25 protein-coding genes, 1 other RNA gene and 1 pseudogene are annotated in these 26,589 nt (G+C 64.6%); 21 read left to right on the top strand and 6 right to left on the bottom strand.

The features are described from left to right. Nucleotides 1–102 precede the first annotated feature (102 nt). On the bottom strand, nucleotides 103–696 hold the full coding sequence (locus ABW22_RS08205) for a phosphoheptose isomerase (RefSeq protein ID WP_059754643.1): 594 nt from the start codon (nucleotides 694–696) through the stop codon (nucleotides 103–105). An 8-nt stretch (nucleotides 697–704) separates the two neighbouring features. Next, on the bottom strand, nucleotides 705–1,055 hold the full coding sequence (locus ABW22_RS08200) for a YraN family protein (RefSeq protein WP_059754670.1): 351 nt from the start codon (nucleotides 1,053–1,055) through the stop codon (nucleotides 705–707). An 18-nt stretch (nucleotides 1,056–1,073) separates the two neighbouring features. Between ABW22_RS08200 and rsmI the strand changes: the two genes are divergently transcribed. Both rsmI and pyrC read left to right on the top strand, forming a co-directional pair. Continuing rightward, the gene (rsmI, locus tag ABW22_RS08195; protein ID WP_059754641.1) at nucleotides 1,074–1,952 is read left to right on the top strand and encodes a 16S rRNA (cytidine(1402)-2'-O)-methyltransferase; all 879 of its coding nucleotides are present in this window, start codon (nucleotides 1,074–1,076) and stop codon (nucleotides 1,950–1,952) included. After that, entirely contained in the window at nucleotides 1,949–2,980 is a 1,032-nt protein-coding gene (gene pyrC, locus ABW22_RS08190; protein WP_059754638.1) for a dihydroorotase, read from the top strand. The genes rsmI and pyrC overlap by 4 nt, the downstream gene beginning before the upstream one ends. A 111-nt stretch (nucleotides 2,981–3,091) precedes the next feature. On the opposite strand, the gene ABW22_RS08185 is transcribed toward pyrC, so the two are convergent. Continuing rightward, nucleotides 3,092–3,604, bottom strand: coding sequence for a hypothetical protein (locus ABW22_RS08185; RefSeq protein ID WP_059754635.1), 513 nt, complete (start codon nucleotides 3,602–3,604; stop codon nucleotides 3,092–3,094). Between the two features lie 96 nt (nucleotides 3,605–3,700). Here ABW22_RS08185 and rnpB point away from each other — a divergent pair. The 19 genes from rnpB (at nucleotide 3,701) to ABW22_RS08090 (ending at nucleotide 23,530) form a co-directional block, all read left to right on the top strand. Beyond that, nucleotides 3,701–3,989, top strand: an RNA gene (gene rnpB / locus ABW22_RS08180) — RNase P RNA component class A. A gap of 276 nt (nucleotides 3,990–4,265) precedes the next feature. Then, complete coding sequence (gene mraZ, locus ABW22_RS08175; protein WP_059754631.1) at nucleotides 4,266–4,712, top strand: division/cell wall cluster transcriptional repressor MraZ; 447 nt, start codon at nucleotides 4,266–4,268, stop codon at nucleotides 4,710–4,712. Continuing rightward, complete coding sequence (gene rsmH / locus ABW22_RS08170) at nucleotides 4,712–5,644, top strand: 16S rRNA (cytosine(1402)-N(4))-methyltransferase RsmH (RefSeq protein ID WP_059754629.1); 933 nt, start codon at nucleotides 4,712–4,714, stop codon at nucleotides 5,642–5,644. Before mraZ ends, rsmH begins: the two co-directional genes overlap by 1 nt. After that, the gene (gene ftsL / locus ABW22_RS08165; protein ID WP_059754626.1) at nucleotides 5,641–5,913 is read left to right on the top strand and encodes a cell division protein FtsL; all 273 of its coding nucleotides are present in this window, start codon (nucleotides 5,641–5,643) and stop codon (nucleotides 5,911–5,913) included. Before rsmH ends, ftsL begins: the two co-directional genes overlap by 4 nt. Further along, complete coding sequence (locus ABW22_RS08160) at nucleotides 5,910–7,649, top strand: peptidoglycan D,D-transpeptidase FtsI family protein (RefSeq protein WP_059754623.1); 1,740 nt, start codon at nucleotides 5,910–5,912, stop codon at nucleotides 7,647–7,649. The genes ftsL and ABW22_RS08160 overlap by 4 nt, the downstream gene beginning before the upstream one ends. Next, the gene (locus tag ABW22_RS08155) at nucleotides 7,649–9,133 is read left to right on the top strand and encodes a UDP-N-acetylmuramoyl-L-alanyl-D-glutamate--2,6-diaminopimelate ligase (RefSeq protein ID WP_082708636.1); all 1,485 of its coding nucleotides are present in this window, start codon (nucleotides 7,649–7,651) and stop codon (nucleotides 9,131–9,133) included. Before ABW22_RS08160 ends, ABW22_RS08155 begins: the two co-directional genes overlap by 1 nt. A 2-nt stretch (nucleotides 9,134–9,135) precedes the next feature. Next, entirely contained in the window at nucleotides 9,136–10,518 is a 1,383-nt protein-coding gene (locus tag ABW22_RS08150) for a UDP-N-acetylmuramoyl-tripeptide--D-alanyl-D-alanine ligase (RefSeq protein WP_059754667.1), read from the top strand. A gap of 1 nt (nucleotide 10,519) precedes the next feature. Continuing rightward, nucleotides 10,520–11,605 carry a phospho-N-acetylmuramoyl-pentapeptide-transferase gene (mraY, locus tag ABW22_RS08145; RefSeq protein ID WP_059754619.1) on the top strand — a complete coding sequence of 362 codons (1,086 nt, stop codon included), beginning with the start codon at nucleotides 10,520–10,522 and terminating at the stop codon, nucleotides 11,603–11,605. Between the two features lie 136 nt (nucleotides 11,606–11,741). Next, nucleotides 11,742–13,148 carry a UDP-N-acetylmuramoyl-L-alanine--D-glutamate ligase gene (gene murD, locus ABW22_RS08140; protein WP_059754616.1) on the top strand — a complete coding sequence of 469 codons (1,407 nt, stop codon included), beginning with the start codon at nucleotides 11,742–11,744 and terminating at the stop codon, nucleotides 13,146–13,148. After that, complete coding sequence (ftsW, locus tag ABW22_RS08135) at nucleotides 13,148–14,305, top strand: putative lipid II flippase FtsW (RefSeq protein ID WP_059754615.1); 1,158 nt, start codon at nucleotides 13,148–13,150, stop codon at nucleotides 14,303–14,305. The genes murD and ftsW overlap by 1 nt, the downstream gene beginning before the upstream one ends. Before the next feature lie 103 nt (nucleotides 14,306–14,408). Next, a complete protein-coding gene (gene murG, locus ABW22_RS08130; protein WP_059754612.1) occupies nucleotides 14,409–15,539 on the top strand; it encodes an undecaprenyldiphospho-muramoylpentapeptide beta-N-acetylglucosaminyltransferase in 1,131 nt (376 codons plus the stop codon). Further along, nucleotides 15,536–16,927 (top strand): UDP-N-acetylmuramate--L-alanine ligase, encoded by a 1,392-nt coding sequence (murC, locus tag ABW22_RS08125; RefSeq protein ID WP_059754609.1) that lies wholly within the window; start codon nucleotides 15,536–15,538, stop codon nucleotides 16,925–16,927. The genes murG and murC overlap by 4 nt, the downstream gene beginning before the upstream one ends. Then, nucleotides 16,917–17,891, top strand: coding sequence for a UDP-N-acetylmuramate dehydrogenase (gene murB, locus ABW22_RS08120; protein ID WP_059754606.1), 975 nt, complete (start codon nucleotides 16,917–16,919; stop codon nucleotides 17,889–17,891). The genes murC and murB overlap by 11 nt, the downstream gene beginning before the upstream one ends. A 5-nt stretch (nucleotides 17,892–17,896) precedes the next feature. Next, the gene (locus tag ABW22_RS08115; RefSeq protein ID WP_059754662.1) at nucleotides 17,897–18,835 is read left to right on the top strand and encodes a D-alanine--D-alanine ligase; all 939 of its coding nucleotides are present in this window, start codon (nucleotides 17,897–17,899) and stop codon (nucleotides 18,833–18,835) included. 103 nt (nucleotides 18,836–18,938) lie between these two features. Continuing rightward, the gene (locus ABW22_RS08110) at nucleotides 18,939–19,703 is read left to right on the top strand and encodes a cell division protein FtsQ/DivIB (RefSeq protein ID WP_059754603.1); all 765 of its coding nucleotides are present in this window, start codon (nucleotides 18,939–18,941) and stop codon (nucleotides 19,701–19,703) included. A gap of 12 nt (nucleotides 19,704–19,715) precedes the next feature. After that, nucleotides 19,716–20,951: a cell division protein FtsA gene (gene ftsA, locus ABW22_RS08105; protein WP_059754598.1), complete on the top strand. Its 1,236-nt coding sequence runs from the start codon at nucleotides 19,716–19,718 to the stop codon at nucleotides 20,949–20,951. A 136-nt stretch (nucleotides 20,952–21,087) separates the two neighbouring features. Then, nucleotides 21,088–22,233 (top strand): cell division protein FtsZ, encoded by a 1,146-nt coding sequence (gene ftsZ / locus ABW22_RS08100; RefSeq protein ID WP_059754594.1) that lies wholly within the window; start codon nucleotides 21,088–21,090, stop codon nucleotides 22,231–22,233. A 203-nt stretch (nucleotides 22,234–22,436) separates the two neighbouring features. Then, nucleotides 22,437–23,351 (top strand): UDP-3-O-acyl-N-acetylglucosamine deacetylase, encoded by a 915-nt coding sequence (gene lpxC / locus ABW22_RS08095; RefSeq protein ID WP_059754591.1) that lies wholly within the window; start codon nucleotides 22,437–22,439, stop codon nucleotides 23,349–23,351. After that, nucleotides 23,348–23,530, top strand: coding sequence for a hypothetical protein (locus tag ABW22_RS08090; protein ID WP_059754586.1), 183 nt, complete (start codon nucleotides 23,348–23,350; stop codon nucleotides 23,528–23,530). Before lpxC ends, ABW22_RS08090 begins: the two co-directional genes overlap by 4 nt. A 99-nt stretch (nucleotides 23,531–23,629) precedes the next feature. Here ABW22_RS08090 and ABW22_RS08085 read toward each other — a convergent pair whose 3' ends face one another. From ABW22_RS08085 to ABW22_RS08075, 3 genes and pseudogenes are all read right to left on the bottom strand, one after another. Next, nucleotides 23,630–24,172 carry a DsrE family protein gene (locus tag ABW22_RS08085; protein WP_162264480.1) on the bottom strand — a complete coding sequence of 181 codons (543 nt, stop codon included), beginning with the start codon at nucleotides 24,170–24,172 and terminating at the stop codon, nucleotides 23,630–23,632. A 105-nt stretch (nucleotides 24,173–24,277) separates the two neighbouring features. Next, nucleotides 24,278–25,279: an NADPH-dependent aldehyde reductase Ahr gene (gene ahr / locus ABW22_RS08080; protein WP_059754659.1), complete on the bottom strand. Its 1,002-nt coding sequence runs from the start codon at nucleotides 25,277–25,279 to the stop codon at nucleotides 24,278–24,280. A gap of 275 nt (nucleotides 25,280–25,554) precedes the next feature. Further along, nucleotides 25,555–26,581, bottom strand: a pseudogene (locus ABW22_RS08075) (IS1595 family transposase). Nucleotides 26,582–26,589 lie beyond the last annotated feature (8 nt).

The following is a 26,589-nucleotide window of genomic DNA, read 5'->3' as shown; positions in this document are numbered from 1 at the left end:
GCCCAACCGCCGTACCCGTGGCAGCACCGCCCACAACGACCGCGGCGCAACCATGTAATTGCGACAACGCCACACCCACCAGCGCGATTTTGATCAGTTTGTTCATTCCTCGACTCCTAATAAGACGCTGTCCACCGCATCGCACAGGCAATGGATGATCAGCAGATGGACTTCCTGAATGCGCGCCGTGGATTCGGCGGGCACGCACAGGAAGACGTCGTCCTCCTGCATTTGTTCCGCGAGGCCGCCGCCGCTGCGTCCGGTCAGCGCGATCACCGGCATGCTGCGCGTGTGGGCAGCGGCCACCGCCTGCAACACGCTGGGCGAATTGCCGCTGCTGGAAATCGCCAGCAACAGGTCGCCCGGCTGACCCAGCGCCTTCACCTGGCGCGCAAATACCTGCTCATAGGCGGAGTCGTTGGCAATCGAGGTCAGCGTGGACGTGTCGGTGGTCAGCGCAATCGCGGCCAGCCCCGGGCGTTCCTGCTCGAAGCGGTTGATCATCTTTGAGGCGAAATGCTGCGCATCCGCCGCCGCGCCGCCGTTGCCGCAGGCGAGGATTTTCCCGCCCTGCGTCAGGCAATGCACCATGTGGCGCGCGGCTTGTTCAATCGCCGGAGCAAGTGCCTCGGCAGCATTCAGCTTGGTCTGCGCCGAGGCCTGGAAGTGGCCGGATATTCTGTCGAGTAAGGGCATAAGGGAAATTATCCCATATCGTCAAACGCGTTTTTGATCCAGTCGGGCGGCGCCGTGCCGGTGAGCGCCACCACGTCGAATCGGCACGGTGGCAGCGTTTTCAGCGTGGTCAGGTACTGGCGCGCGGCGGCCAGCAGCTTCTTCTGCTTGGCCGGCGTCACGCTGGCGGCGGCACCGCCGAAATCGCTGCGGCTGCGCAGCCGCACCTCGACGAACACCAGGGTGGGGCCGTCCTGCATGATGAGATCGATCTCGCCGAAGCGGCAGCGCCAGTTGCGCGCTACGCGTTTCAGGCCGTGCGTTTTCAGGAAGGCTTCGGCGCGCGATTCGGCAGCGTGCCCGAGCAGGGATTTCAACATCTGCGACAATGGCGATCCATGAACGAATCAGCCCATCATACCCGCCTGCCGCCCGCGCTCTATATCGTCGCCACGCCGATCGGCAACCTGGGCGACATCACGCTGCGTGCGCTCGACACGCTGAAGTGCGTGGATCGCGTGGCGGCCGAAGACACCCGCGTGTCGGGTCAGCTGCTGGCGCATTTCAATATCAGAAAGCCGCTGGCATCCATCCGCGAGCACAACGAACGCGAAGCGGCCAACAAGATGATTGCGTGGATCGCCGCGGGCGAGGCGGTGGCCTATGTATCGGACGCCGGCACGCCGGCGGTGTCCGACCCCGGCGCGCGGCTGGTGGCTGCGGTGCGCGCGGCGGGCCAGGCGGTGGTGCCGATTCCCGGCGTCTCGGCGGTGACCACGGCGCTGTCGGCCGCCGGCATCGAGTCGGGGCAGTGGCTGTTCCATGGCTTCCTGCCGCCCAAGCCCGGCGCGCGCCGCGCACAGCTGCAAACGCTGGCAGCGCTGCCCTGTTCGCTGGTGTTCTACGAGGCGCCGCACCGCATCGAGGAGACGCTCGCCGACATGGCGGCGGTGCTGGACGATTCGCGCCCAGTGACGCTGGCGCGCGAACTGACCAAGCGGTTCGAATCCATCGTCACGCTGCCACTCGCCGATGCGCCGGCCTGGCTGGCTGCCGACCCCAACCATGTGCGCGGCGAATTCGTCGTCATCGTGCATCCGCCTGCGGCGGCCGCAGCGATGGTCGATACGGAAGCGATGCGGGTACTCGACGTGCTGCTGGGTGAGCTCCCCCCCACCCTGGCGTCCAAGTTGGCGTCCAAGATCACCGGGCGCAGCAAGGCCGAACTCTATAAAATGACCTTGGCACTCAAGCCGCAGGATCAAGGTGACGCATGACCGACACCCTCACGATTACCCGCCCCGACGACTGGCACATCCATTTCCGCGACGGCGCCGCCATGCAGAGCGTACTGCCCGACACCGCGCGCGTGTTCGGCCGCGCCATCGCCATGCCCAATCTGAAGCCGCCGGTGGTGAGCGTGGCCGACGCGGCGGCTTACCGTGCGCGTCTGCTGGCCGCTGCGGTTGGCACGTCGTTTGAGCCCTTGATGACGCTCTACCTTACCGGCAACACGCAGCCCGATGAAATCCGCCGCGCGCGGGCAAGCGGCTTCGTGCATGCGGTGAAATATTACCCGGCGGGGGCGACGACGAACGCCGACTCCGGCGTCACCGAACTCCCCCAGGCCTACCAGGCGATCGCGGCGATGGAGGAAGTCGGCATGCCGCTGCTGCTGCACGGCGAAGTGGTCGATTCCGAGGTTGACGTGTTCGACCGCGAAGCGGTGTTCATCGACCGGCATCTGACGCGGCTGCTGCGCGATTTTCCCAAACTGAGAATCGTTCTGGAGCACATCACCACGCGCCAGGCCGCAGAATTCGTGGCTGCTGCGCCGGCCAACGTCGCCGCGACGGTCACCGTGCATCACCTGCTGTACAACCGCAATGCCATGTTCCGCGGCGGCATCCGCCCGCATATGTACTGCTTGCCGGTGTTGAAGCGCGAGCAGCACCGCCAGGCGCTGGTGGCCGCAGCCATTTCCGGCAATCCCAAGTTCTTTCTCGGCACCGATTCCGCGCCGCATGCGGTGGGCGCCAAGGAAACCGCCTGCGGCTGCGCCGGCATCTATTCCGCGCACGCTGCGATCGAGCTGTATGCCGAAGCGTTCGAGGACGCAGGCGCGCTTGACAGGCTGGAGGCCTTTGCCAGTTTTTACGGCGCCGACTTCTACGGCCTGCCGCGCCACACCGACACCATTACCCTCAAGCGCGAAAGCTGGGACGCGCCGGCCAGCCTCAAGCTGGGCGACGAAACCCTGGTGCCGCTGCGTGCGGGCGAGACGATCCGCTGGCGCGTGGCGTGAAATAAAAAAAGGCAGACCGGGAAAGTCTGCCGTGGTGGAAGTCAGCCAGCGTTTATGCCCGCTGGGTGCTTCCAGGTGTCGCGCAGCATTGCGCTGCGCGGGAGGAGGGGGTTACGGGAACGCCGGAATGGTGGGTTCGACACCCGAACTCATGGCTTCGGGGTGGTGCGCGGCAACCAGCTTCTTGATTTCATCGACCCGCCCTGACGGCACGTCCACCATCATCAGGACATGGCCGGCGGCGATCGCCGACTCGAAGCTTTTCAAGCGCGAGTTGGGGATCGCGCTGGCGACCATGCTGGCGACCCAAGCGCCAAACGCGGCGCCGATCAGCGCGGTGAGCAGGATGGTGACGAGCTGCAGGTCAATGCCGGCGGGCGGGAAAAACACCGCCACCAGACCGGCAATGATGCCTATGCCCCCGCCCACGGCCAGGCCGGTTTCGGCGCCGTGAACAAAATCGGTTTTTTGCAGGACCGAGGCTTCGCGCAGGCCGTCAAGCGATGTGCCATCCTTGGCCATGACGTGAATATGGCCATCTTCGACGCGGGCGAGCAGAAGCTCGTCACGAATCTGGCGGGCGCTGCGGGTGTCCGGTACCATGAAATACAAACGTCTTCTCATGATGAATCTCCTGATAGGGGTCGTGATCCGGCCCGGATACCTTTGAATAGCAGATCGGCCGCTGCAGTCAAGTAAAGGCTTTATAATGCCAATGGGAAAGCCAGTTAGACAACCGCTGCCACGCAAGTGGGAGAGGAAAGTCCGGGCTCCACAGAGCAGGATGCCGGCTAACGGCCGGACGCCGCGAGGCGAGGAATAGGGCCACAGAGACGAGCGTATTCAGTTACGGTGAAACGCGGTAACCTCCATCCGGAGCAACACCAAATAGGCAGACGATGACGCGGCTCGCCGAGTCTGCGGGTAGGTGGCTGGAGCCGGTCAGCAATGACCGGCCTAGAGGAATGGTTGTCCACGACAGAACCCGGCTTATCGACCGACTTTCCCACTTTTCATGTAATTCAAATACTTAGCGTTTTTACCTAAAAAAATAAGCAGAATTAGCCGCTAAGCTCAGGTTTTTCCAGAAACTTATCCACAACTAAAAACCACCCCTAAGTCCTTGAGGCATAGGGGTTTTTTTACGTCTGTCGGCTTGACCCCCACAAAACTATCCCCTATAGTGGGTGCAGGTGGTGATTGGTGGGAGCGTGTGGGAGAATGCACCCGGCCAAACGCAGCCAAATTCGGCTGAATCGACATTCAATAAACTGGGGGGGAGCGCATGTTTCGGGGGGTCGCAACTGTCAATCTGGACAGCAAGAGCCGGCTCGTGGTGCCGGCGCGCTACCGCGACGCCCTTCTGGTCAATGGCGGCGGGCGCGTGGTGATCACCGCCGACCCCAGCCAGTGCCTGCTGCTCTATCCCCTGCCCGAGTGGGAGCCGATCGAGAAAAAGCTCAACGGTCTCTCCGATTTCAATTCCCGCACCCGCAGTCTCAAACAGTTGCTCGTCGGTTATGCGCACGACATGGACATGGACAGCGCCGGCCGCGTGCTGCTGCCGCCAATGCTGCGCAAGTTCGCCGAACTGGATAAAAGCGTGGTGATGGTGGGTCAGGGCAGCAAGGTGGAGTTGTGGAACGAGGCGCGCTGGGAAGCGCAGGTGGCCCAGGCGCTGACGTTCAGCGACGATGCGCTGCCGCCCGAACTGGAAGGCTTTACGTTGTGATGGAGACCGCCCATGTGCCGGTGCTGGCACAGGAGGCGGTGGCGGCACTGGAAATCAGGCCCGACGGCATCTATGTCGACGCCACCTTCGGGCGTGGCGGTCATAGCCGGCTGATCCTGGCGCAGCTGGGGCCGGCCGGGCGACTGATTGCGCTGGACCGTGACCCCGACGCCATCCGCGCCGGCGCGGCCCTGCAGGACGCCCGGCTGACGCTGGTGCAAAGCCCGTTTTCGCGGCTGGCTGCGGTGCTCGACCAATTGGGTGTGACGCAGGTGGATGGAATATTGCTGGATATCGGGGTGTCGTCGCCGCAGCTCGATGACGCGACGCGTGGATTCAGCTTCCGCTTCGATGCGCCGCTCGACATGCGCATGGATCCGGGAAACGGGCTGTCGGCGGCGGACTGGCTGGCGACGGCGGAAGAAGGAGAGATCAGTGAAGTCATCCGCACCTACGGGGAAGAGCGGTTTGCTAAATCGATTGCGCGCGCGGTTGTTGCGGCACGCCAGGAAGCAGCCATCCGCAGCACCGGGCAGCTGGCGAGTCTCATCGCCGCAACAGTCAGGAAGCGCGAGCCGGGGCAACACCCGGCGACCCGCAGCTTCCAGGCTATACGGATTTACATCAACCGCGAACTGGAAGAGCTGAGCGCCGTGCTGCCGCAATGCGTGGACAAATTGAAACCCGGCGGGCGGCTCGCGGTCATCAGTTTTCACTCGCTGGAAGACCGCATCGTCAAGCGCTTCATGCGCGAGGAGGCCCTGGGTGAGCAGGCGCCGCGCCGCTTGCCGATACCGGCCGCCCTGCTGAAGCCGGGGCGGCTGAAACTGGTGGGTCGCGCCCAGCGCGCGACCGGCGCCGAAGTGGCGGCCAACCCGCGCGCGCGCAGCGCCGTGTTGCGGGTGACGGAACGCATGGGCGACGGGACATGAGTCGCTTCAACGTCGTCATGGCGCTGATGTTGGTGGTGTGTGCGCTGGCCGTGATCCAGGCACAGCATCGCTCGCGTACCTATTTTGTGGAACTGGAACGCCTGAAGAAAGAGGCGCGCGTATTGGACGAGCAATGGGGGAAGCTGCAGCTGGAGCAGAGCACCTGGGCCAATCTGGCGCGGGTCGACACGCTCGCGCGCACCCGGCTTGGCCTGGTTGAGCCGGCGCACGATCGTGTGCGCATCGAAATGCTGGCAGACGCGCCATGAACTACCACTCGAGGAAACTGCTCAAGTTGAATCTTGCCTCCTGGCGCATGGCGACGGTGGGCGGCCTGCTGCTTGCCGGGCTGGCGGTGGTGGCCGGGCGCGCGTTCTATCTGCAGGGCCTCAACACCAACTATCTGCAGGGCAAGGGCGATGCGGTGACCAACCGCAACCTCACCCTGCCCGCGCATCGCGGCCAGGTGTCCGACCGCAACGGCAAGCTGCTGGCGATCAGCACGCCGGTCGAGTCCCTGTGGGCGCGCCCGGACGAGCTCAAGCTGTCAAACGATGAGCGCGCGCAGCTGGCCAGGGTGCTCGGCGTGTCGCCGCAGGCACTGGAGAAAACGCTGGCGCGCAAGACGCGTGGCGAATTCAGCGTGCGGCGCCCGGTGACGCCGGAGCAGGCGGTCAGGATCGCCGCCATGGGGGTGCCGGGCCTGCACCTGCGGCGAGAATTTCGCCGCTACTACCCGGCGGGCGAAGTCGCCGCGCACGTGGTCGGTTTCACGAATGTGGACGATCTCGGCCAGGAAGGCGTCGAGCGTGCCTATCAGGACTGGCTGGCCGGACGCGAGGGTCAGCGCCGGATCCAGCGCGACCGCCGCGGCAACACCATCCGCGACCTGGCGCCGATCCAGACCGCGCAGATGGGCGGCAACCTGGCGCTGTCGCTCGATCTGAACATCCAGTATCTGGCGCACCGCGAACTGGCGGCGGCGATTGCAACGTACAAGGCCAAGGGAGGCAGCGTGGTGGTGCTCGACGCCAAGACCGGCGAGATTCTCGCGCTGGCCAACCAGCCGATATTCAACCCCAACAACCGTCGCAATTACTCGCCGGGACCGATGCGCAATCGCGCGGTGATCGATACCTTCGAGCCGGGCTCCACCATCAAGCCCTTCGTGGCGGCGGCGGTGCTGGAGCGCGGCCTGTTTCGTCCCGACAGCGTCATCGACACGCCGGAAACCTGGCGCGTCGGCGCCAAGCTGGTGCGCGACACGCACCCGCATCCCCAGTTGACGGTGAGCGAAATCATCCAGAAATCGAGCAACGTCGGCGCGGTGAAGCTGGCCATGTCGATGACGCCGCAGCAATACTGGGACGTGTTGCACCGCTCCGGCTTCGGCCAGTTGCCGGGGTCGGGCTTTCCCGGCGAGACCGCCGGGCGTCTGCGCGACGCCGCCACCTGGAAGCCGGTCGAGCATGCCACCATGGCGTATGGCTACGGCCTGTCGGTCAGCCTGTTGCAGTTGACCCGTGCCTACATGGCCTTTGCCAACGACGGCGAAGTGATGCCGCTGTCGTTCCTCAAGCGCGAGCCGCAGGAAATTGCCGGCGAGCGGGTGTTCTCGCCGGCGGTGGCGCGCAAAGTGCGCGCCATGATGGAAACGGTGACGCAGGAAGGCGGCACCGGCATGCGTACCCGGGTGCCGGGCTATCGCGTGGCCGGCAAGACCGGCACCGCGCAGAAGCTGGTCGACGGCCGCTACGCGCCCGATCGCTTCCTGTCCTCCTTCGTCGGCATGGCGCCGGCCTCCAACCCGCGCCTTATTGTCGGCGTGGTGATCGACGAGCCGTCCGGCGGGGTGTATTACGGCGGCAGCACCGCCGGCCCGGTGTTTGCGCAGGTGATGGCCGCCAGCCTGCGTCAGCTCGCGGTGCCGCCGGATGCGCCGGAAACCACGACGCGGGTGACGCAGAACGCGCCGCCCGTGGTGGCTGCGGGTGGAGGCGCGTGATGGCGAATCCCCAAAAAGACACAAACAATCTGGCCGCGTCGCAGGCTATTTTGGAATCCGTGCCGCACATTCTGGAGCGGCTCGGCATTGCCGTCGCTGAGCTCGTCAACGACAGCCGCAAGGCCATGCCGGGCACGGTGTTCGCCGCCTACCCCGGAGAGGCGCGCGACGGCCGCGACTTCATCGCACAGGCGGTGGCGCAGCGCGTCGACGGCGTGCTGTGGGAAGCCGACCACTACCAGTGGGATCCTGCGCTCGCCATTCCCAATGCCGGGGTGGCCGGTCTGAAAAACCGCATCGGCGAAATCGCCGCCCATGTCTACGGCGAGCCTTCGCGCGCGCTGCACATGGTCGGGATCACCGGCACCAACGGCAAGACCTCGGTGGCGCACTGGGTCGCGCAGACCTTCTCGCAACTGGGGCGCAAAACCGCCGTCATCGGCACCGTCGGCAACGGCTTTCCCGGCGCCCTCACGCCTGCGCTCAACACCACGCCCGACGCCATCGAACTGCAGCAGCGGCTCGCGCATTTCCGGCAGCAGGGCGCGACCGCGTGCGCGATGGAGGTGTCGTCGCACGGGCTGGCGCAGGGACGGATCAACGGAACACAATTCAGCGTCGCAGTGCTGACCAACCTGTCGCGCGATCATCTCGATTACCACGGCGACATGGACAGCTATGCCGACGCCAAGGCGCGGCTGTTCGGCTGGCCGGGGCTGGAGTGGGTGGTGGTCAATGTCGACGATGCCTTCGGCAAGCGGCTGGAAGCGGAGACGCGGCCAGCGAGCGTCGCCGGCTACGGCTTTCAGCGTGGCACCGTGGTGGGCGAAAAGCTGCGCTTGTCGCAGGCCGGCCTGCATCTCGCGGTGCATACCGACTGGGGCAACGCCGAAGTCGACGCGCCGCTGTTGGGCCGTTTCAACGCCGCCAATCTGCTGGCCGTGCTGACCACTTTGCTGGTTTCCGGCGTGAAGCTGGACGATGCCTGCCAGGCGCTGGCGCACATCACGCCGCCGCCGGGACGGATGCAGACCCTCGGCGGCAACGCCCATCCGCTGGTGGTGGTGGACTACGCCCACACCCCCGACGCGCTGGAAAAGGTGCTCGCCACCCTGCGCGAAATCGTCAGCGGCGGGCGCCTGATCTGCGTCTTCGGCTGCGGCGGCAACCGCGACCGCGGCAAGCGCCCGCTGATGGGACAGGCCGCAGTCGCAGGTGCCGACGAAGTCTGGATCACCAGCGACAACCCGCGCAACGAAGACCCGCGCCACATCATCGACGACATCCTGGCCGGCGCGGGTGACAAGCCGCACGTCGAGCCGGATCGTGCGCGCGCGATTTTCGAGGCCATCGGCGGCGCGCATCACGGCGACGTGGTGGTGATCGCCGGCAAGGGCCACGAGGACTACCAGGAAATCGCCGGCGCGCGGCAGCCGTTCTCCGACTTGGCGGTTGTCAGAAAAGCCCTGGAGGCATGGACATGAGCATGATGCGTTTGTCCGAAGCCGCCGCCATGCTCGGCGTGCCGTTTGATGGGGTGGATGCCGAGGTACTGCGCGTCTCCACCGACAGCCGCAGCGTTCAGCCGGGCGATCTCTTCATCGCGCTGCGTGGCGAGAAATTCGACGGCGGCAGATTTGCCGCGCAGGCGCTAGAGCAGGGCGCGGCCGGCGTAGTGCTCGATGCCGCGCAGGCGCCCGGCATGACGGCGGCCATCCGCGTCGACGACACCCGCCTCGCGCTCGGCAGGCTGGCCGCCGCCTGGCGCCGGTGTTTCGCGATTCCGGTCGTCGCCGTCACCGGCAGCAACGGCAAGACCACGGTGAAGGAAATGCTGGCAGCCATCCTGCGGGTGGAAGCGGGTTCCGACGATGCGGTGCTCGCCACCGAGGGCAACCTCAACAACGACATCGGCCTGCCGCTGATGCTGCTGCGCCTGCGCCAGACGCATCAGTTCGCCGTGCTGGAAATGGGCATGAACCACGCGGGCGAAATCGACTACCTGACGCGGCTGGCGCGGCCGGACGTGGCGGTGCTCAACAACGCAATGACCGCGCATATCGGCTTTCTCGGCTCGGTCGAAGCCATTGCGCGCGCCAAGGGCGAAATCTTCAACGGCCTGTCGGACGCCGGCATTGCGGTGTTCAACGCCGACGATGCGCATGCCGGGCTGTGGCGCGACGCCAATGCGCGGCGCAGCGTGATCGACTTCGGCCTCAGGCAGCCGGCGGCGGTGCGTGGGCAATATCGTCCCGGCACCTTTGGCTCGGCGCTGACCCTCACCCTGCCCAATGCCTGTCTCGACATCGCCCTGCAGGTGCCGGGCGAACACAATGTGATGAACGCACTCGCCGCCGCCACGGCCGCATTCGCCCTCGACGTCAGCCTGCGCAGCATCGACGCCGGGCTGTCCGGTTTCAGCGGCGTCAAGGGCCGTCTGCAAAGAAAACCTGCCCTGCACGGCAGCACCTTCATCGACGACACCTACAACGCCAACCCGGATTCGGTGAAAGCCGCGTTGGCGGTGCTGGCACAGCAACCCGGCCGGAAAGTGCTGGTGCTGGGCGACATGGGCGAACTGGGCGACGACGCTGCGGCACTGCACGCGCAGATCGGCCTGGCCGCGCGCGCTGCCGGGGTCGACAAGCTCCTGGCCCTGGGCGAGCTGACTCGGGAAACCGTCGGCGCATTCGGCGCGGGTGCGATGTACTTCGAGCGTATCCAGGAACTGCTCGCCGAACTCGAAAACGAACTCGCGCCCGACACCACCGTGTTGGTGAAAGGCTCGCGCTTCATGCAGATGGAACGCGTGGTCAACAGTTTTATGGAATGCCCGGTGGCCTCAAGGCCTGGGCACGAGGGACACTGACATGCTGCTGTGGCTGTTCGAATATCTTGGCCAGGACATCCGGGCATTCAATGTCTTCAGCTACCTGACGCTGCGCGCGGTGCTGGCGACGCTCACTGCGCTGACGATTTCCTTCATCGTCGGGCCTGCCGTGATCCGCAAGCTCACCGCGCTGAAAATCGGCCAGTCGGTGCGCAGCGATGGCCCGCAGACACACCTGGTCAAGGCCGGCACACCGACCATGGGCGGCGCGCTGATCCTGGTGTCGGTTACCGTCACCACGCTGCTGTGGGCCGACCTGTCCAATGACTATGTCTGGGTGGTTTTGCTCACCCTGATTGGTTTCGGCGCCATCGGCTGGGTCGACGACTGGCGCAAGGTAGTCGAAAAAAATTCGCGCGGCCTGGCCTCGCGCTGGAAGTATTTCTGGCAGTCGCTGATCGGTCTGGCGGTGGCGGTCTACCTGTGGCAGACCGCCACCCTGCCCGCGCACACCGAGCTCATCATTCCCTTCCTCAAATACGCCACGCTGCCGTTATCGGCGGCGGCTTTCATCGTGCTCAGCTACTTCGTCATCGTCGGTTCCAGCAACGCGGTCAACCTCACTGATGGCCTCGACGGCCTGGCGATCCTGCCGACCGTGATGGTGGCCTCTGCGCTGGCGATCTTCGCCTACGTCGCCGGCAACGCGGTGTTTTCCAAATACCTCGGCGTGCCCTTTGTGCCGGGTGCCGGCGAACTGGCGATCTTCTGCGCCGCGATGGCGGGTGCAGGCCTCGCCTTCCTGTGGTTCAACGCCTATCCGGCAGAAGTCTTCATGGGCGATGTCGGCGCACTGGCCCTGGGCGCGGCACTCGGCGTGGTCGCCGTCATCGTGCGCCAGGAAATCGTGCTGTTCATCATGTGCGGCGTGTTCGTGGTCGAGACGCTATCGGTGATGGTGCAGGTGGCCTCGTTCAAGCTCACCGGCAAGCGCGTATTCCGCATGGCGCCGATCCACCACCACTACGAGCTCAAGGGCTGGAAGGAAAACCAGGTGGTGGTGCGCTTCTGGATCATTTCAATGATGCTGGTGCTGATTGGCCTGTCGAGCCTGAAACTACGGTGAAAAGCATGAACCACAGAGGCACAGAGACACAGAGTAGGGCGCTACGGGCCGCCTTATCCGCAGGGCTTATGAGGCTGCCCATACAAGGGGTTTTCTCGGCGCCTCTGTGTCTCTGTGGTGAAAGGTTTTGCCCGTCATGAACTACGACAGCCTGCAACTCTCCGGCAAGAAGGTCCTGGTGCTGGGCCTGGGCGACACCGGTTTGTCTTGCGCGCGCTGGCTGGCGGCGCGCGGCGCGCAGGTCAGCGTGGCCGACAGCCGCGCGACGCCGCCGCATGCGGCTAGCCTGGCCGAGCTGTTGCCGCAGGTGCCGCTCTACACCGGTCCGTTCGACGACGCAGGCCTGCAGTCAACTGAAATGCTGGTGCTGAGCCCGGGCGTGCCGCTGACCGAGCCGGCGGTCGCCCGCGCCATCGCGGCGGGCATCGAGGCGGTGGGCGACGTCGAGCTGTTCGCCCGCGCCATTCGCGCACTCAATGCAAAGCGCGAGCATCCGATGCGGGTGCTCGCGATCACCGGCAGCAACGGCAAGAGCACCGTCACCGCGATGTGCGGCGACATGTGCCGCATGGCGGGCCTCGTCACCTGCGTGGCCGGCAACATCGGCCTGCCGGTGCTGGATGCGCTGACTGAAATCGAGCAGGGGGGCGAGCCCGCGCCGCAGGTGTGGGTGCTGGAGCTGTCCAGCTTCCAGCTCGAAACGACATCCAGCCTCAACGCCGATGCTGCCGCCGTGCTCAACCTGTCGGAAGACCACATGGATCGCTACCCCGACATGGAGGCTTACGCTGCGGCCAAGGCACGGATTTTCAGCGGCGACGGCGTGCAGGTGTTGAACCGCGACGACCTGCGCAGCCTCGCCATGGCCCGACCCGGCCGCCGCGTCGTCAGCTTCGGCTTCGACCGCGGTCCGCGCGATGACAACTTCGGCCTGTGCGAGGATGAGCTGTGTCTCGACGGCGACATGCTGATGCCGCTGTCCGCGCTGCCGGTGGCCGGGCTGCATAACGCGGCCAATGCGCTGGCGGCGCTGGCGCTGACCCGTGCGCTGGGCCTGCCGATGGAAGCGCTGTTGCGCGGGCTGCTGCATTTCAAGGGCCTGTCGCACCGGGTGGAGCAGATCGCCGAGATCGACGGCGTGACCTGGTATGACGATTCCAAGGGCACCAACGTCGGCGCCACCGAAGCTGCGCTCTACGGCATGGGCAAGCAGAAGGTGGTGGTGATTCTCGGCGGCGACGGCAAGGGGCAGGACTTTAGTCCGCTCAAGGCTGCGGTCGAAGCCAATGCCCGTGCGGTGGTTCTGATCGGGCGCGATGCGCCGCTGATCGCCGCTGCCATCGCGGGAAGCGGGGTCGAAACCCTGCAGGCGAGCAGCCTGCAGGAAGCCGTCGAGGCGGCGCAGCGTCTGGCGCATCCCGGCGACGCCGTGCTGTTGTCGCCCGCCTGTGCCAGCTTCGACATGTTCCGCAACTACATCCATCGCGCCGAAGTGTTTGTCGACGCCGTCAACAGGCTGGCGGCAGAGAGGGCGGCAGGCTGATGCTCTACACCGCGCGCGCGCCCAAGCCCCGTGCCGAACTCGATTTCAGCCTGCTGTGGCTGGCGCTCGGCCTGTTGGCGCTCGGTCTGGTGATGGTGTATTCCGCCTCGCTCGCGATTGCCGAAGCGGCCAAATACACCGGCCACAACGGCGAATTCTATCTGCTGCGGCAGGGCGTGTTCATCACCCTCGGCGTCGGCGTTGGCGTGGCCGCCTTCCAGGTGCCGATGCGGGTGTGGCAACAGGCTGCGCCTTTTCTGTTTCTCGCCGGCCTGCTGCTACTGGTGGTGGTGCTGATCCCGGGTATCGGGCGCGAGGTCAACGGCAGCCGCCGCTGGATTCCGCTCGGCTTCGCCAACCTGCAGCCGTCCGAACTGATGAAATTTCTCGCCGTGCTGTATGCCGCCGACTACACCACGCGCAAGGCCGCCTTCATGCACGACTTCAAGAAGAGCTTCCTGCCAATGGCTGCGGTGATGATGCTGGCGGGCACCCTGTTGCTGAGCGAGCCGGACTTCGGCGCCTTCGTGGTGATCGTCGCGATCGCCATGGGCATCCTGTTTTTGGGCGGGCTCAACTGGAAGGTGTTTGCCGGCCTGGTCGTGGTGCTGATGATCGGGTTTGCGCTGCTGATCTTCACCTCGGAATACCGGATGCAGCGCATCCTCGGTTTCATGGATCCGTTTGCCGACCCCTACGGCAAAGGCTATCAGTTGTCGCATGCGCTGATCGCCTTCGGCCGTGGCGAATGGCTGGGCCAGGGACTGGGCGGCAGCGTCGAAAAGCTGTTCTACCTGCCCGAGGCGCACACCGATTTCCTGCTCGCCGTCATCGCCGAGGAATTCGGCTTCATCGGTGTGGCGGCGGTGATCGGGATGTTCGCCTGGCTCATCGTCAAGGCCTTCCTGATCGGCCATCGCGCCGCCCAGCTCGAGCGCAACTTCTGCGCGCTGGTGGCGCAGGGCATCGGCATCTGGCTCGGCGTGCAGGCGCTCATCAACATGGGGGTGAACGTCGGCCTGCTGCCGACCAAGGGCCTGACCCTGCCCTTCCTGTCGTTCGGCGGCAGCGGCATCGTCGCCAACTGCCTGGCGATCGCGGTGCTGCTGCGCATCGACTGGGAACATCGGCAGATGATGCGGGGGAAGACATTTTGATTTCTGAAAACCATTTCACCACAGAGACACAGAGTCACAGAGAACTGCATTTGAGCGGTTTTCTCTGTAACGCTGTGTCTCTGTGGTTAGAGGTTTTAAAAGCATGACAGCCAACCGCACCCTCATGGTGATGGCCGGTGGCACCGGCGGCCACGTCTACCCTGCGCTCGCAGTAGCCGATGCGCTGCGCGCGCGGGGCTGGGACGTGTTCTGGCTCGGCACCAAAAACGGCCTCGAGGCACGCGTGGTGCCGGCCGCCGGGATCGAGATGGTGTGGATGTCGATGGGCGGCGTGCGCGGCAAGGGCCTGCTGAAGAAACTGCTGCTGCCGGCGATGTTGCTGATCGCCTTCTGGCAGAGCCTGCGCGCCATCATGCAGCGCAGGCCGGATGTCGTGCTGGGCATGGGCGGCTACACAGCCTTTCCCGGCGGCATGATGGCGAGCCTCTTGAACAAGCCGCTGGTCATCCACGAACAGAACTCGGTCGGCGGGCTCACTAACCGCGTGCTGGCCTGCCTGGCCGACCGCGTGCTGACGGCGTTCCCGCAAGCCTTCCGGGGCGAGAAGGACAAGCCTATCCCGTGCCGCCGCGTGGCGACCGAATGGGTGGGCAATCCGGTACGGAGCGACATCGTCGCGCTGGCGAATGAACAGCGTGCGGACATTGCCGCCCTGCCGGCAGATGCGCGCGCCGCCCGCACAGGTCCGCTGCGCCTGCTGGTGGTCGGCGGCAGCCTCGGTGCGCAGGCGCTGAACGAACGGGTGCCGCAAGCCCTGGCATTGCTGCCGGCCGACCGGCGTCCACAGGTGGTGCATCAGTCCGGCCGCCTGCACCTCGACGCCCTGCGCGCGAACTATGCCGCCGCCGGGGTCGCGGCCGAGGTGCGCGATTACATCGAGGACATGGCCGCCGCCTGGCGCGACTGCGACTTCGCCATCTGCCGCGCCGGCGCAATGACGGTGGCCGAACTGGCCTGCGCCGGGGTGCCTGCGGTGCTGGTGCCCTTCCCCCACGCGGTGGACGACCACCAGACGGGCAACGCCGAATTCCTCGCTGACGCCGGCGCAGCCTGGCTGATCCAGCAAAAAGACCTGAGCGCGGAAAAGCTGGCGGCGCTGATCGGTGGACTCAACCGCGCCACGCTCGCCGCCATGTCGGACAAGGCGATGAAACTTGCCAGGCCCGATGCGACCCAACAGGTGGCAGACATTTGCGAGGCACTGGCGAAATGAAACACGCCGTCAAACACATCCATTTTGTGGGCATCGGTGGCGTCGGCATGAGCGGCATCGCCGAGGTGCTGCTGAATCTGGGCTACGCTGTTTCGGGTTCGGACCTGGCCGACAGTGCGGTGACGCGGCGGCTGACGGGTCTGGGTGCGCGTATTCATCGTGGCCACGCCGCTGACCATATCGGCGGCGCTGACGTGGTCGTCGTCTCGACCGCCGTGACCGACGACAACCCGGAAGTCGTCAGCGCGCGCGAGAACAAGATTCCCATCGTGCCGCGCGCGCTGATGCTGGCCGAGCTGATGCGGCTCAAACAGGGCATCGCGGTTGCCGGCACCCACGGCAAGACCACCTCCACCAGCCTGGTCGCCAGCATTCTCGGCGAAGCGGGGATGGACCCGACCTACGTCATCGGCGGCAGGCTGACCGCCGCCGGCACCAACGCAAAGCTGGGGCAGGGCGATTTCCTGGTGGCCGAGGCCGACGAATCCGATGCCTCGTTCCTCTATCTCACGCCGGTAATCGCGGTCGTCACCAATATCGACGCCGATCACATGGAGACCTATGGCCATGACTTCGAGCGGCTGAAGCAGGCCTTCGTCGACTTCTGCCAGCGGCTTCCCTTTTACGGGATGGCGGTGCTGTGCATCGACGACCCGCACGTGCGCGAAATTATGCCGCGCATCACCAAACCGATCACCACCTACGGCTTCGACGAATCGGCCCAGGTGCGCGGGTTGAATCCTCGTTTCGAGCACGGCCGGATGCATTTCGGCGTCAGGCGCGAGGGCATGGCCGATCTCGACGTGGTGCTGAACCACCCCGGCATGCACAACGTGCTGAACGCGCTGGCTGCCATCGCGGTGGCGACCGAGGTCGACGCCAGCGACGCTGCCATCGTCAAGGCGCTGGCCGAGTTCCACGGCGTCGGCCGGCGCTTCCAGCGCTATGGCGAAATCGCGGCCAAGGATGGCGGGCATTACTGTCTGATCGACGACTACGGCCACCATCCGGTGGAAATGGCGGCCACTCTGGCCGCCGTGCGCGGCGCCTTCCCCGGCCGTCGGCTGGTGCTGGTGTTCCAGCCGCACCGTTTCACCCGCACCCGCGATTGCTTCGAGGACTTCGTGAAAGTGCTGTCGGAAACCGACATGCTGGTGCTGACCGAGGTCTACCCTGCGGGCGAAGCACCCATCGTGGCGGCGGATGGCCGCGCGCTCGCACGTGCGGTGCGGGTGGCGGGCAAGGTCGAGCCGGTGTTCGTGGAAAACGTCGCCGATGTGCCCGCAGCGGTGTGTGATCTGGCGCAGGCGGGCGATGTGGTGCTGGTGATGGGCGCCGGCAGCATCGGTCAGGTGGCGCCGTCCCTGGGAGAGTCCCATGCGGCATGACTACCGGATGAGCGAGATTGACGTGGCGGGTGGCGGTGCGCCGGTGCTGCGCGGACGATTCTTCTACAACGAGCCGATGAAAAAGCACGTGTCGTGGCGCGCCGGCGGCGCCGCACAGCGCGTCTACATCCCGGCCGACCTGGAAGACCTGGGCTGGCTGGTGCGCTCGGTGCCCGCGCACGAGGACATCCACATGGTGGGGCTGGGCAGCAATCTGCTGGTGCGCGACGGCGGCGTGGCGGGGGTGGTGATCCTGCTGCATGGCGTGCTGAAAAAACTGGCGATCGAGAGCCGCACCCACGGCCTGCCCCCTGCGCCGGCGGATATCGATACTGCGCTGGTGTATGCCCAGGCGGGGGTCGCCGCGCCCAAGCTGGCGCGCTTTTCCGCCAACCACAACCTGGTCGGCGGCGAGTTCTGGGCCGGCATTCCCGGCACCGTCGGCGGCGTGATTGCGATGAATGCCGGCTGCTTCGACAGCGAAACCTGGGACAAATTGGTCCAGGTGCAGACGCTGGATCGCCAGGGCCAGCTGAACGAGCGCTTGCCGGACGAATACGTGACCGGCTACCGCCATGTCGCATTGCGACACGCACGCGAAGAGTGGTTCATCGGCGGCTGGTTCCGGCTGGCCCGCGGCGACGGCGCGGCCTCGCGCGAGACGATCCGCGAACTGCTGAAAAAGCGCATCGCCACGCAGCCGCTGAACCTGCCCAACGCCGGTTCGGTGTTCCGCAACCCGCCGGGCGATTACGCCGCGCGGCTGATCGAGTCCTGCGGCCTCAAGGGCTATCGTGTCGGCGATGCGCAGGTGTCGGAGAAGCATGCCAACTTCATCGTCAATCGGGGGCATGCCACGGCGACCGACATCGAGCGCTTGATCGAACATATTGAAGACAGCGTGGAGGCACACACCAATGTGCGCCTGTTACGCGAAGTACGGATTATTGGAGAGCGGCGGTGAGCCCGATTGATACCGCTTCGATTAATGCGGCGAAAAAATACGGCAAGGTCGCGGTGATGCTGGGCGGCATCTCGGCCGAGCGCCCGGTGTCGTTGAACAGCGGCGCGGCTGTGCTGGCGGCGCTGACCCGGCAAGGGATCGATGCGCACGCCTTCGATCCGGCCAACCGCAATCTCGGCGATCTGATCAGCGGGGAGTTCGATCGCGTGTTCATCGCCCTGCACGGACGTTACGGCGAGGATGGCTGCATGCAGGGCGCGCTCGAACTGCTGGCCATGCCCTACACCGGCAGCGGCGTGATGGCCTCGGCCATCGGCATGGACAAGTGGCGCACCAAGTTGTTGTGGCGTGCCGCCGGCCTGCCCACCGCCGACTGGGCGATCCTCGACGCCGCCAGCGATTTCGCCGCGGTGGAGAAGAAGCTCGGCCTGCCGATTTTCGTCAAGCCGGCGCGCGAAGGCTCCAGCATCGGCATGAGCAAGGTGACCGAGGCCGGCACGCTTGCGGCCGCCTATGCAACCGCCGCCGAACACGACCCGCTGGTGCTGGCGGAAAAATTCATCGATGGCGCCGAGTTCACTGTCGGCATCCTCGGCGACGCCGCGCTGCCGCTGATCCGGCTGGCGCCCGCGCCGGACAAGGCTTTCTACGACTTCGAAGCTAAATATATTCGCAACGACACCCAGTATCACTGCCCGGCAGGTCTTTCCGACGAGCAGGAAATGGCGCTGCGGCAACTCGCGCTGGACGCCTTCCGCCTGGTGGGCGGGCGCGGCTGGGGACGGGTCGACCTGATGCTCGACAGCCTCGGCAATCCCTACCTGCTGGAAGTGAACACCTCGCCCGGCATGACCGACCACAGCCTGGTGCCGATGGCTGCGCGCGTGGCCGGGCTGGATTTCGATGCCCTGTGCATGAAGATTCTGGAGCAGACGCTCGTATGAAACTTAAACCATTAACCACAGAGGCACAGAGGCACAGAGAAACCCGGGTGAGCTTCTTGTTGTTCTCTGTGGCTCTGTGCCTCTGTGGTGAGTGGTTTTCAAAATGACCAATGAACTCGCCGCGCATCCCTTGACCCAGGTCGCCCGCGTGCTGACCTGGGGCGCGCTCGGCCTGCTGGCCTATGGCACCACCAGTTGGGTGGTGGCGCAGCCGTGGTTTGCGCTGCGCAACATCGAGGTGAAAACCCCGGTGGCGCACGTCACCGAAGCGCAGATCCGGCTGGTGGCCGAGCGCCAGGTGCGCGGCACCTTCTTCACCGTTGATCTGGAAAGCGTGCGCAACAGCCTGGAAAAACTGCCCTGGGTGCGCGAAGCACGGGTGGAGCGCCGCTGGCCCGACACCCTGGCGGTGTCATTGACCGAGCACGTGCCGCTGGCGCGCTGGAATGACAACGCGCTGGTCAACGAAGCGGGCGAGGTGTTTGTCGCTGCAGCGAACACGCGTCTGCCGCGGCTGTCGGGCCCCGAGGACAGCAGCGCCGAGGTGGTGGCCGCCTATCGCCGCCATCACGCCGCGCTCGCCCCGCTCGGCATGGCGATCGACGAACTGCGATTGTCGCCGCGCCGGGCCTGGCGGCTCAAGCTCGGCAACGGCATGACGCTCGCGCTCGGACGCGAGCAGACCGACGCACGTCTGACGCGCTTCGTCGCCCTCTACCCGCGCCTGTTCGGCACGCAGGCGACCGCCCAGGCGGACGCTGCCCCCCCCGCCCCGATTACACCTGTCACCGTCGATCTGCGCTATCCGGATGGCTTCGCCGTGCGGATGCCGGACGGCGTATCCCCCTTCAAACCGAATGAAACATGAGCGCGACGCAACATGAGTAAGCCAAGAGACTCCAAAAACCTGGTCGTCGGCCTCGACATCGGCACCTCCAAGATCGTCTGCATTGTTGCGGAAATCAACGACGAGGACGAACTCGAGATCATCGGTATGGGCACGAGTCCGTCGCGCGGCCTGCGACGCGGTGTGGTGGTCAACATCGAAGCCACCGTCAATGCCATCCAGCGCGCACTGGAAGAGGCTGAGTTGATGGCCGACTGCAAGATCCGCGAGGTCTATACCGGCATCGCCGGCAGCCACATCAAGAGTTTCAACTCGCACGGCATGTTCGCCATCAAGGACAAGGAAATCAGCCAGATGGATGTCGACCGCGTGGTGGAAACCGCGCGCGCGGTCAACATCCCGACCGACCAGCAGATCCTCCACACCATCCCGCAGGAATTCATCGTCGACGGCCAGGAAGACGTGCGTGACCCGCTCGGCATGAGCGCGATGCGCCTCGAGGTGAAGGTGCACATCGTCACCGGCGCGGTGTCGGCGGCGCAGAACATCATCAAGTGCGTGCGCCGCTGCGGACTGGAAGTCTCCGACCTGGTGCTGCAGCCGCTCGCCTCGGCAATGGCGGTGCTGACCGAGGACGAGAAGGAGCTTGGCGTCTGCCTGGTCGACATCGGCGGCGGCACCACCGACATCGCCGTATTCACCAACGGCGCCATCCGCCACACCGCGGTGATTCCGGTGGCCGGCGACCAGGTCAACAACGACATCGCGGTGGCGCTGCGCACCCCGCCGAAAGAGGCCGAGGACATCAAGATCCGTTTCGGCTGCGCGCTGCGCCAGCTGGCCGACGCGCGCGACATGATCGAAGTGCCCGGCATCGGCGACCGCCCTTCGCGCACGCTGTCGCGGCAGACGCTGGCCGAGTTCATCGAGCCGCGCATGGAAGAGTTGTATTCGCTGGTGCAGGCCGAATTGCGCCGCAGCGGCTTCGAGGAGCTGCTGTCGTCCGGCATCGTCATCACCGGCGGCTCGGCGGGGATGCAGGGCATGGTCGAACTCGGCGAAGAGGTCTTCCACATGCCGGTGCGGATGGGCTGGCCGCGCTATGAAGGCGGGCTGTCGGACGTGATGCGCAACCCGCGCTTCGCCACCTGCATGGGCCTCTTGATGGCCGGGCTGGAGGCACGCGGACGCGATGCGCCGAAGCTGTCCGGCAGCAGCTTCAAGGATGTACTGGAACGCATGAAAAGCTGGTTCAAGGGAAATTTCTGACGCCGCTCCGCAGGGGTTGAGCGAGCGACGTCGAAACGGGATTTGGCGGTTGTGCCGGATGGATTAAACACATCGCGGCAAACACGCCAAAGGATTTGTAAGTGTGGTTTTGTTTTGGGCAAAAGAGGAGAGCAATATGTTTGAACTGATGGATGTAGACACCCAGGATGCAGTAATCAAGGTCATCGGCGTGGGCGGTTGCGGCGGCAACGCAGTCGATCACATGATCAGCTCGGGCTTGACCGGCGTGGAATTCATCGCCATCAACACCGATGCGCAGGCGCTCAAGCGCAACCAGGCCAAGCTGCAGCTGCAGCTGGGCAATGGCGTGACCAAGGGGCTGGGCGCCGGCGCCAACCCCGACATCGGCCGTGAAGCCGCGCTGGAAGACCGTGAGCGCATCGCCGAACTGATCGACGGCGCCGACATGCTGTTCATCACCGCCGGCATGGGCGGCGGCACCGGTACCGGCGCCGCCCCGGTGGTGGCCGAAGTCGCCAAGGAGCTCGGCATCCTGACGGTTGCGGTCGTCACCAAGCCCTTCATGTTCGAAGGCAAGCGCGTGCGCGCGGCCAACGCCGGCATCGAGCAGTTGGCGCGTCACGTCGATTCGCTCATCATCATCCCCAACGAAAAGCTGATGCAGGTGCTGGGCGACGACATCTCGATGCTCGACGCCTTCAAGGCCGCCAACGAAGTGCTGCACGGCGCCGTCGGCGGCATTGCCGAAGTCATCAACTGCCCCGGCCTGGTCAACGTCGACTTTGCCGACGTGCGCACCGTGATGAGCGAAATGGGCATGGCGATGATGGGCTCGGCGCAGGCCAGCGGCGAAAACCGCGCACGCATCGCCGCCGAACAGGCCGTCGCCAGCCCCTTGCTGGAAGACGTCAACCTCGCCGGCGCGCGCGGCGTGCTGGTCAATATCACCGCCTCGTCCACCGTCAAGATGCGTGAAATCCACGAGGTGATGAACACCATCAAGGAGTTCACCGCAGAGGAAGCCACCGTCATCGTCGGCCAGGTGCTCGACGACAGCATGGAAGATGCCCTGCGCGTCACCATGGTCGCCACCGGCCTGGGCAGCCCCATTGCCCGCCAGCAGGTCAAGCCGATGCAGATCATCCGCACCGGCACCGACGATGCGCCGATGATGGTGGGCGGCAGCGACGAAGTGCCCAGCGTGATGACCAGCCGCCGCTCGCGGACCATCCAGGCGATGACCGATTCCGGCATCGACACCCTGGACATCCCGGCCTTCCTGCGCCGTCAGGCCGACTAAGCGTGGTTGTTGTCGCATACGATTCCACATGGGCTTTAGTCCATAGTGGATCGGAGTCCTTTAGGGCTTTAGCGGCTTTACAACCACGGCCTGCCCTTTGCGGGTAGCGCGCGGGGGCGGGTGAGCCGTTTGCCCGGGAATCGGCCACAGGCCGGTTCCCGGGCAAACGGCTGCCTGTCCTTTCGACCGGTTAAAATGACAAGATGATCAAGCAACGCACTCTGAAAACGCCGGTCAAGGCGGCCGGCGTCGGCCTGCATTCTGGCGTCAAGGTCGAGATGACCCTGCGCCCGGCCGGCCCCAACACCGGCATCGTGTTCCGGCGCATGGACCTTGAGCCGCCGGCTGAACTCAAGGCCGACCCCTATCTCGTCACCGACACCCGGCTGTGCTCGATGCTCGAATCCGGCCCCGCCAAGGTGTCCACCGTCGAGCACCTGATGTCCGCGCTCGCGGGGCTGGGCATCGACAACCTGCTGGTGGACCTCACCGGCCCCGAAATTCCCATCATGGACGGCTCCTCGGCGCCGTTCGTGTTCCTGCTGCAGTCCGCCGGCATCGTCGAGCAGGATGCGCCCAAGCGCTACGTGCGCATCAAGCAGCCGATCGAAGTACGCGACGGCGACAAGTGGGCGCGCTTCGTCCCGCACAACGGCTTCAAGGTCGAATTCACCATCGACTTCAAGCACCCCGTGTTCGACAAGAGCGGCAAGACCGTCAGCATCGACTTTGCCGATACCTCCTACACCAAAGAAGTCGCGCGCGCCCGCACCTTCGGCTTCATGCACGAGGTCGAGGCCCTGCGCAACAGCGGCCTCGCCCTCGGCGGCTCGCTCGACAACGCCATCGTCATGGACGAATACCGCGTGCTGAACCAGGACGGCCTGCGCTACGACGACGAGTTCGTCAAACACAAGGTGCTCGACGCCATCGGCGACCTGTACCTGCTGGGCCACCCCGTCATCGGCGCCTTCGAGGCCTACAAATCCGGCCACGCCCTCAACAACCTGCTGCTGCGCGAGCTGCTGCAGCACCAGGAATCCTGGGAATTCGTCAGCTTCGAGCACGACGAAGACGTCCCCGCCGCCTTCCTGCGCCTGCACCCCCTCACCGCATGATCGCCATCCGTTTGATGATCGTCGCCCTGCTGATTGCGGTGGTGGCGCTCGGACTGACGTGGCTGTTCACCGGTGACCGCAAGTACCTCCGCACCCTCGGCCGCGTGCTGCGCTTTGCGATCGTGGTCGGCTTCATCGCCGCGCTGTTTTATGTAGTGGAGCGGGTGGTGCTGCGGTAATTGGAGGATTGACAGCCCGCATTGACCCTATTTCTCTTCTGTTTCTCTGTTTTAGCCTGGCTTGCGAGACGGGCTCTTTAGCAGATGCCCGCGCCGCGCTCAGAACCCGCCGATGTAAGCGTAGCCGTCGTTTTGCAATTTGATCAGGCGCGTGTAGCCGTCATGCACGAGGGTCACACCGGGCAGCACGTCGTCGGGCGTCCAGCCCTTTGCCTTCATCACGCTGTGGCAGATTTCAACATGGACGCCCAGGTTCAGCAGATCCTGCGTGATTTTGGCGTTGAGATTTACCGCGAAGGGATCGCCCACAGCTTTCTGATAGGTGTTGTCAATTAGCAGAAACTGCGCCGCCTCTCCGTGCAGCACCAGATGAAGATCGAGCTGCACAGGCTTGACTCCCTGCTTGCCGTAGGCTTCGATCAGCCCGCGCGCATAGAACAGCCCCTTGCTGATGCCCGCCCCGTCCCCGCCGAGTGGATGTCGTACACCGCCTTGTAGTGGACGCGCGAATCGACCTTTACTATCGGTCGCGAAGCTGACGGCGCCGCCCACGCCACGGGTGCGGCCACCAGACCCCATGCGCACAACGCGATACCCACAATTGTGCTCAGCTTCATGATCGTTCTTCCGGTCCGGTTGCACACCCGCCTCATTCTACCCAAGCCCGCATCACGCGCGCGGTTCCATTCAGCCAGCCAATTTTCAGATCCCGCAGCCGACTGCTTGAGTTGCGCAAGTCATCCGCGCTCAACGATGCAGCACAATCCGATAATGTGCTTTGCCACTGCGTAATCTGTCGATCGCCTCGTTAATCCTGTCAAAGCTGAATTTCTCGATGACGGGTTTGATGTCATGGCGTTGCGCAAATTCCAGCATCTTGGAGATGGTTGCCGGGCTGCCCACCGGTGAACCCGATATGGTCCGTTGCGCCATGATGAGAGCGAACACATTGATATCGAGCGGCTCGAGCGTTGCTCCGACAAAATGCAAACGTCCGCGCGGTTTCAAGGTGCCCAGATACAGGTTCCAGTCGAGTTTGACGTTCACCGTGGAGATGAGCAGGTCAAAGCGGCCTGCCGCCGCCTCGATCGCTTTCGCGTCGCGGGAATTCAGCGTGTGATGTGCGCCCATTTCCATCGCTTCCTGCTTTTTGTCATCGCTGGACGTAAACGCGGTGACTTCACAGCCCCAGGCATTCAGAAATTGCAGCGCCATATGACCGAGCCCGCCGATGCCAATCACCGCCACCTTGTCGGTCGGTTGAATATTGAACTGAACCAGCGGGTTGAACACCGTCACCCCACCACAAAACAGCGGCCCAGCCGATTCCAGATCGATGCCCTGCGGGATCGGCACCACGCTGTTGGCCTCTGCCCGCACTTTGTCGGCGAAGCCGCCATGATGGCCGATGATGGTGGCCTGCGACGCCGCGCACAGGTTATGGTCGCCGGCGTGGCACGGCGCACAGACGTTGCAATAGCCGGCATGCCATCCCAAGCCCACTGTTTGCCCTACTTTCAAATCCTTAACATGATCACCGATCTGTGAAATGGTCCCCACCACCTCGTGTCCTGCCACCACGGGATACTGGGTCATGCCCCATTCATTATCAATCACGCTCAGATCGCTGTGGCAGATGCCGCAAAACTGGACATCGATTTCAACCTCGTGGGGCTGTAGCGCACCGGGGTCATACTCAAAGGCTTGAAGTTTTCCTTGGGGTTCATGTGCTGCATAGGCTTTGATCATGCTGAACATCCTCCTGGATTAAGGTGGGGCACGGGGAGCACCCGTAACAAAGGTTTGCGACGCGAGATCACGCGCGGTATGGAGGTGATCAAATGACGCCACTTGGAGTGAGGAAGACGCTTTTCAGCCCCACAAGTTGCCGAGATCCATAAAATAAAACAAAACGACTGCGCCGCCAGAACATCGCCCGTGCAAATTCGAAGTGCAACTAATTACCGGGTTGAGTGTGCGCTTGGTTATCCTCCCATCTGGAAGGATAGATCGTGCTTATCCGGTTAGCTCCCAAACCTACTACCGGTAGTAGGTCGTGATTTTTTTTGCATAAAGTTCGGCATAGGTCGGCGCGGTGACATCGCCAGCAATGCCAAGCAGGGAGCGGAAAGCGTTGAATGGGTAGAAGCGGCGATTGAAGCGGAACGTGAATTCGTTGAGATAGTCTTGCAGGTGTTGCGGGCTGACGCCGTGGTGAATGCCACGTAGCCATGTTTTGAGATTGGAGAACACGAGGTGAATGATGGGCAGGAAGGTCTCGGCAACTTGCATGTCGCCGCGTTCCGCAACGGCGGGATGAAGATACCCTCGACTTTCAAGCGTCGCGTAGCCATTCCAGTCATCGGTAACAATGGTCGCGCCTGGCGTAACGATGCGCTCGATGAAGCCGCCCAACGATTTGGCGCTTCGGTCTGGCGACACCGCGAGCCGAACACGTCCGGCGTACCGCCCAGTCCTCCGCTTGTTGAGGCTGCCCCCGTGCTTGCGCTGTTTAGCCTCGACCGCACCGGCGACGAGAACCCTGTCGTGAACGCCTCGGCCCTTGCCGCGAGGTCGGCCGCCGACGTAGGTTTCATCGGCTTCGACGGAATCGAAGGGGTTGCCGCCAATCCGATCCTGGTCGGGGCGGACCATGCCGGCCCGCAGTTTGTGAAGAATCTGGAAAGCAGTCTCGTAACGCGGTAGTCCGAGTTGCCGCTGGAACTGGGCGGCCGACATGCCGGGCGTCTGGCTGGCGACCAGGTAGGCTGCCCAGAATCACACCGAGAGCGGTGTGTGCGTGCGTTCCATGACGGTGCCCGCAGTGAGGCTCGCGTCGCGGTTGCAATGACGGCACCGACAAACGCCGGGGCGATTGGCGAAGCGATAAGGCTCTCCGGGCGAGCCGCAGTGGTCACAAACGAACCCGTCGCCCCATCGGGCGCGCTCAAGGTAGGCCGCGCAGGCCGCTTCGTTCGGAAACATGCGCTGGAACTCCGGCAGCGAGCGCGGGAACAGCAGATCGCCTCGCTCAAGCACGTCGATAACCATGGTCGCCC

It is taken from the genome of Thiobacillus denitrificans (assembly GCF_001530125.1).
GTDB lineage: Bacteria > Pseudomonadota > Gammaproteobacteria > Burkholderiales > Thiobacillaceae > Thiobacillus > Thiobacillus denitrificans_C.
The sequence above is the reverse complement of the archived record's forward strand: the minus strand, read 5'-3'. Positions and strand labels throughout refer to the sequence as shown.